The 6,343-nt window shown below is 67.5% G+C and carries 4 protein-coding genes and 1 riboswitch; all 4 genes read right to left on the bottom strand.

Features of this window, described 5'->3' with window-relative positions; translation table 11 throughout:
• Positions 1-15: 15 nt before the first annotated feature.
• The gene (gene purH / locus HMPREF1138_RS05120; RefSeq protein WP_009057356.1) at positions 16-1,857 is read right to left on the bottom strand and encodes a bifunctional phosphoribosylaminoimidazolecarboxamide formyltransferase/IMP cyclohydrolase; all 1,842 of its coding nucleotides are present in this window, start codon (positions 1,855-1,857) and stop codon (positions 16-18) included.
• Between the two features lie 24 nt (positions 1,858-1,881).
• Positions 1,882-1,966: riboswitch (ZMP/ZTP riboswitch) on the bottom strand.
• Between the two features lie 75 nt (positions 1,967-2,041).
• The gene (locus HMPREF1138_RS05115; protein WP_238318612.1) at positions 2,042-3,541 is read right to left on the bottom strand and encodes a cell division protein PerM; all 1,500 of its coding nucleotides are present in this window, start codon (positions 3,539-3,541) and stop codon (positions 2,042-2,044) included.
• Between the two features lie 73 nt (positions 3,542-3,614).
• A complete protein-coding gene (gene sucD, locus HMPREF1138_RS05110; protein ID WP_009057353.1) occupies positions 3,615-4,535 on the bottom strand; it encodes a succinate--CoA ligase subunit alpha in 921 nt (306 codons plus the stop codon).
• Between the two features lie 27 nt (positions 4,536-4,562).
• A complete protein-coding gene (gene sucC / locus HMPREF1138_RS05105) occupies positions 4,563-5,750 on the bottom strand; it encodes an ADP-forming succinate--CoA ligase subunit beta (RefSeq protein WP_009057359.1) in 1,188 nt (395 codons plus the stop codon).
• Positions 5,751-6,343 lie beyond the last annotated feature (593 nt).

Here is a 6,343-nt window from a genome sequence, read left to right as displayed (position 1 = left end):
CATAAGCGGGACAGATCAGTGCGCGAAGTGACGCGTTCCCGTCAGGTACATCGTAATGCCCGCAGCGTTCGCCGCGTCAATCGACTCCTGGTCACGCACGGAACCACCAGGCTGGACGACCGCCTTCACACCCGCGTCGATGAGCACCTGCAGTCCGTCCGCGAAGGGGAAGAACGCATCCGAGGCGGCAACCGCGCCGACGGACCGCTGCTCCGGAGCCTCGGCCACAACCTCGGACGCGCGAGCGCCACCCGCGCTGTCCACGTTGGAGGCCGCCGCGTCGCCCGTCGAACGCGAGCCCAGCGTGTTCGCACGCTCAACCGCCAGCTTGCACGAGTCCACGCGGTTCACCTGGCCCATGCCCACGCCCACCGAGGCGCCATCCTTGACCAGCAGGATCGCGTTCGAACGCACCGCACGCACCGTGCGCCACGCGAACTCCAGGTCCGCCAGCGTCTCCTCGTCGGCGGGAGCACCAGCCGCGAGCGTCCAGTTCTCCGGCGAGTCTCCGGGCGCGTCGATATCGTCGCGCTCCTGGACCAGCAGGCCTCCGCTGATCTGCTTGAACTCGTACGAGCCGCGAACCGGGGGCTCGACCTGCAGGACACGCAGGTTCTTCTTCGCGCTCAGCACCTCAAGCGCGCCCTCCTCGTAATCGGGGGCCAGCACGACCTCGGTGAAGATCGGGACAATCTGGCGAGCCAGCTCCACGCTCACCGGGCGATTCACGGCGATCACGCCGCCGAACGCCGACACGGGGTCGCAGGCGTGCGCCAGGCGGTGCGCCTCGGCCACATCGTCCGCCACGGCGATGCCGCAGGGATTCGCGTGCTTGATGATCGCGACGCAGGGACGCTCATGATCGTAGGCGGCGCGCAGGGCCGCATCGCCGTCCGTGTAGTTGTTGTAGCTCATGGCCTTGCCGTGCAGCTGGCGCGCGTTCGCGATCCCCGGAGCCAGGGCCTCGTCGTCGGCCCCCTCGTCCTCGAAGGACTCGTCGATCTCGCGGTACACGGCCGCGCCCTGATGCGGATTCTCGCCGTAGCGCAGCGACTCCACGCGCTCGAACGCGTCGGCCACGAACACGGGCATCCCCGAGGCCTGCCCCTCCTCCTCGGGAGCCTCCACCACGTAGTCTTCCTCGGCCTGGTAGCCCAGGGACTCCAAGAACGCCGCGTCCGAGGCATCCAGGTGAGACTCGGCGGCCTCGTCGAGGGTCTCACGCACATCCTCAAGAGCCAGCTCGTCGGCCAGCCAGCCGGCGATCGCCAAGTCGTAGGTCGCCGTGTGCGCGAAAGCCTCGGCGGCCAGCGCGCGGCGCTGCTCGAGGGTGAAACCCTCCCCCGCCACGGCCTCGGCCACATCCGCGTAACGCTCCGGGGACGTCACGACCGCGACCGACGGGTGATTCTTCGCGGCGGCTCGCACCATCGAGGGGCCGCCAATGTCGATCTGCTCGACGCACTCGTCGAAGGACGCGCCCGACGCGACCGTGTCCTGGAACGGGTACAGGTTGCACACGACCAGGTCGAATGCCTTGATGCCCAGCTGCGCGATCTGCTCGCGATGCGCGGCCTTACGCTGATCGGCCAGGATGCCGGAATGGATGAAGGGGTGCAGGGTCTTGACGCGCCCCTCGAGCACCTCGGGGAAGCCGGTCACGTCGTCGACCGGGGTGACAGCCACGCCGGCGGCCGCGATGCGGGCAGCCGTCGAGCCCGTGGACACAATCTCCACGCCGGCCTCGCCCAGCGCGCGCGCCAGGTCCTCCAAGCCCGTCTTGTCATACACAGAAATCAGGGCCCGCTTAATCGGGCGCACGTCAATGGGTTCCAGGTTGTCCAGGGAAACGGACATAGTTCCTCCAGGTTGAGAGCCAAACCCAGGCGCCCAGGCGGGCGACGCCTCGCGGGACATGCAGCCGCTCCCCGGTGGTCATCCACCCTCGCCAGTCGCGACACCTCCAGTCTAGTTCAGGCCACAGCCCACGTCAGCCACCCACGGGGGTCGACCGCGTCACGATCACCCAGCGCGCCACCACTCACGCGCCGCCCTGGTCCCGGCCGCTCACCGGCTCCTCGCCCTCCTCGGCGACAACGCCCGCGCCCTCGTCCGCGCCCTCCTGCGCGGGCTCGGCGCCCTGCTCCTCCGGCTCCGCCCCGGCCTCGACGCCCGCGGTTGTGTCCCCCGTCGCCGCGGGCGCGGAAGCCTCAGCCCAGGCCTCGTCCGCGCCGGACGCACAGTCGCCATCCTCCCGATCGATCAACGAGGCCGTGGCAGCCTCACGGGACAAACGCTCAGCATGGCGACGACGCAGCGCCTCCCCCTCCGAACGCACACGCCCCGCGCCCTGGCCAACCAACGCAAGCGTCGTCGGATGAGTCGCCAGCGTGATGATCAGCGCTGGCAGCGCGATCTCGAGCACGAGGGCGAGCGTCGCCCACCCCACGCGCGGACCCATCGACGCCAGGCGCACCGAGCCCAGGCTCATCGTCGAACTCCACATCCACAGCGCAACCACCGACGCGAACACGCACGAGGCCAACACCCCCTGCGCGCTCTGATGCAGCACGTGCGAACGGCGGAAAAGACGCGACGACGCCACGCCGAGCCCCACTCCCAGCGCAATCGGAAGCAGCACCACCCAATTACCCGGCGCAGTCTGCGGAACCGCACCCAGCAGCGGAATCGGCGGAATCGGACCCGGATCCACCACCGTCGGCGAATGCAGCGAATCCGTCGCCGTCATGAAACCAACACCCGACCACCAGGCCGCCGCCCACGCCATAACCGTCGGCGCGAAAGCCACCTGAACGCCCACAATGAACGCCGTGTCCACACCCGAGGACGCACCGAGCAACTCCTGGATGCCACTCGCCCGACCCCACCCGGCCACAAGCGCAACCACAGCCGCCACCGCCGACGCCGCGACGGTCGCCACCACAAGCAGGCCACCCATCTTGAAACCACCGGAAATCCAATGCTGCATCGTCGGCGCATCATGATCGCGCGAAAAACTCGAAACCACGAACCACACCGAAGCGATCAGCGGAATGAGGACCGCCCCGATCGTGCCCGTCCACCACTGCGAACTCGCGCCCGACGTGCCCGACAAGAACCACGACGTCAACACGAAACCCGGAACCGCGAACAACGCTGACGACCGGGGAAAACCGGCCGTCGTGCGCAGCAGAATCCGCACGAGAACAATCAGTAGGGCCCCAACCAGCGTCGGAATAGCCCGGTAGGACACTCCCCCCGCCGCCGACGTTCCACCCATCACCGCGACCCACAGGTCGCCACCCAGGCCCAGCGCGTCACGCGGCGTCGTGTCATTCATCCACGTGTTCGAACGCAGCGACAAGAAGGCAAGCATCGTCAGGACCGTCGTGATCGCCCAGCCCGCGAAGGCCGCCTCGATACCGGCCAAGACGCCACGCGCCCACCCCTTGGGGACAGCAACGCGGATAGTCGCGCGGTCAGCAACGTAAGTCGTCGTGGTCCGCCGGGCACTGGGTACTTCTCTGATGCGCTCGCTCACACGCCAATGGTGACAGAATCAGCCCGGGGCCGCGACGCTGCGCGCCGACCCCGGGCCGATTCGTGCTGTGACGTTAGCGCGAGAGAATCTCGCGCGCGATCTGCGCCGTCTGCGAAGGAGTGCGTCCCACGCGCACGCCCACGGCCTCGAGCGCCTCCGCCTTCGCGGCGGCCGTGCCCGACGAACCGGACACAATCGCGCCCGCGTGGCCCATCGTCTTGCCCTCGGGGGCGGTGAAGCCCGCGATGTAGGCGACGACCGGCTTCGTCATGTTCTCCTGGATCCACGCGGCAGCGCGCTCCTCGGCGTCGCCGCCGATCTCGCCGATCATGATGACGAGGTCAGTGTCGGGGTCCGCCTCGAAGGCCGCCAGCGCGTCAATGTGGGTGGTACCCACGACCGGGTCGCCGCCGATCCCCAGGCACGTCGTGAAACCGAAGTCACGCAGCTCGTACATGAGCTGGTAGGTCAGCGTGCCCGACTTCGAGACGAGGCCGAGGCGGCCCGGGCCCGTAATGTCCGCCGGGGTGATCCCCAGGTTCGCCTGCGCGGGCGAGATGATGCCCGGGCAGTTCGGGCCGATCAGGCGCACGCCCGCCGCAAGCGCGCGCTCGACGACGATGGTCGAGTCCTGGACGGGGATGCCCTCGGTGATGAGGACGATCGTCTCGATGCCCGCCTCGATGGCCTCCAGGGCGGCGCCCTTCGCGAAAGCCGGAGGCACGAAGATGACGGAAGCATTCGCGCCGGTGGCCTCGCGGGCCTCGGCGACCGTACCGAAGACGGGGACCTCAACCTGGCCGTCGGTCACCTTGTCGGCGCCCGGGCCGTAGCCCTGCACGTCGAAAGTGACAGTCGTGCCCGCCTTGCGGGGGTTCGTACCGCCCACGATGGCCGTGCCGGCGCTCAGCATGCGCTGGGTGTGCTTGCGGCCCTCAGCGCCGGTCATGCCCTGGACGATGACCCGGGTATCAGAGTTGACGAAGATAGTCATGGGTGTTCTCCTGCGGTTCTCGGGTCGTTACTTCGACGGCGCCTGGGCTGCGAGCTCTGCTGCGCGCCTGGCTGCCCCGTCCATCGTTTCTTCCATGTGGACGAGCGGGTGCGCGGCCTGCTCGAGGATCGCGCGGCCCTCCTCGACCTTGTTGCCATCGAGGCGCACGACCAGAGGCTTCGAAGCCGCGTCGCCCAGCGTCTCGAGCGCGCCGACAATACCGCGGGCAACCTGGTCGCAGGCGGTAATGCCGCCGAAGACGTTGACGAACACGGAGCGAACCTGCTCATCGCCGAGGATGATGTCCAGGCCCTTCGCCATGACCTCGGCCGAGGCGCCGCCGCCGATATCCAGGAAGTTCGCGGGCTTCATGCCGCCGAACTCCTCGCCGGCCATCGCGACCACGTCGAGAGTCGACATGACCAGGCCCGCGCCGTTACCGATGATGCCGACCTGGCCCTCCAGGCGCACGTAGTTGAGCCCGGCCTCCTTCGCGGCGGCCTCGCGCGGATCCTGCGCGGCCACGTCCACGAGCTCGGCGTGGCCGGGGTGACGGAAGCGCGCGTTGTCGTCAAGGGTCACCTTGCCGTCGACCGCCCACACGGAGCCGTCGGGGCTGGAGACCAGCGGGTTGACCTCAACCAGGGTCGCATCCTCGTCGCGGTAGACAGTCCACAGGGTTTCGACGACGGGGGCGATCGCCTCGGCGGTCTCCTCGTCGAATCCCGCTTCCTTGGCGATGTGGCGGGCGACCTCGGCGTCGATGCCGACGACCGGGTCCAGGGGGACGCGGGCCAGGGCCTCGGGGCGTTCCTTCGCGAGGGTCTCAATGTCCATACCGCCCTCACGCGAGCACATCGCCAGGTGGCGGCGGTTCGAGCGGTCCAGCAGGATCGAGAAGTAGTATTCGGCGGCGATGTCCGCGCCGGACGCGATCATGACCTTCTTGACGATGTGGCCCTTGATGTTGAGACCGAGGATCGCCTGGGCCTTCTCGTAGGCCTCGTCGGCGGTGCGAGCGAGCTTGACGCCGCCGGCCTTGCCGCGGCCGCCCGTCTTCACCTGAGCCTTGACGACCAGCAGCGAGGCCCCCTCAGCCAGGAGTTCACGCGCGCCCTCGCGCGCCTCGTCGGGGGTTGACGCCAGGCGGTAGTCGAGCACGGGCACGCCGCGCTCCTTGAACATCTGCCGGGCCTGGTACTCGTAGAGATCCACCTTATTCCCTCCGTTGAACGTGGTGTGGTCAGCGCAATAATTCTAACGTGCGACCGGCACGAACGCGCCATTTCCTCCCATTATCAAGGCTTGTCACGGCCTTGACCGGAACGCAATTTCGCTTTATCAACGCTTTGCGTTGCGGGGCGGATCAGGGTCGTATCTCCCGCGGGCCAGGCCACGGCGCCCGAGGGCGCGGTCGGGCCCAGACAAATTTCGCACGTAATTTCCCTCGGTCATTTTTCGAGACCCCCCGAAAACGTTGCAATTCCAACGACATGAATTCAAACTTTGAACTAATCGCAGGGGAATTACGTGCTCTTCGCATTGTGGGGTGTGGGGGTGGTGGTCGAAGCGTCCCGGGGGTCGTGGACAGTGTCGTGGGACGACGACCGAACACAGGAGTTCACCTTGGGCGCCTCATCAACCAAAACTCGCATGCAATTCGGGTACCCGAACTTTCTGCAGCGCCCGAAAACGTTGCAATTCCAACGGTGCGATTTCAACGTTTGAAATACGTGTGGGGGAATTGCATGCGACATTTCTGAGGAACCACAACATGAGACGCCACAAAGGCACCACGAAGTGCCCCA

This window comes from Actinomyces sp. ICM58, assembly GCF_000283035.1.
Classification (GTDB): Bacteria; Actinomycetota; Actinomycetes; order Actinomycetales; family Actinomycetaceae; genus Pauljensenia.
The sequence above is the reverse complement of the archived record's forward strand: the minus strand, read 5'-3'. Positions and strand labels throughout refer to the sequence as shown.

Bases quoted from the DNA above. Each gene is read 5' to 3' on its own strand.
- purH (WP_009057356.1), bottom strand. From the start codon at position 1,857: ATGTCCGTTTCCCTGGACAACCTGGAACCCATTGACGTGCGCCCGATT.
- sucD (WP_009057353.1), bottom strand. From the start codon at position 4,535: ATGACTATCTTCGTCAACTCTGATACCCGGGTCATCGTCCAGGGCATG.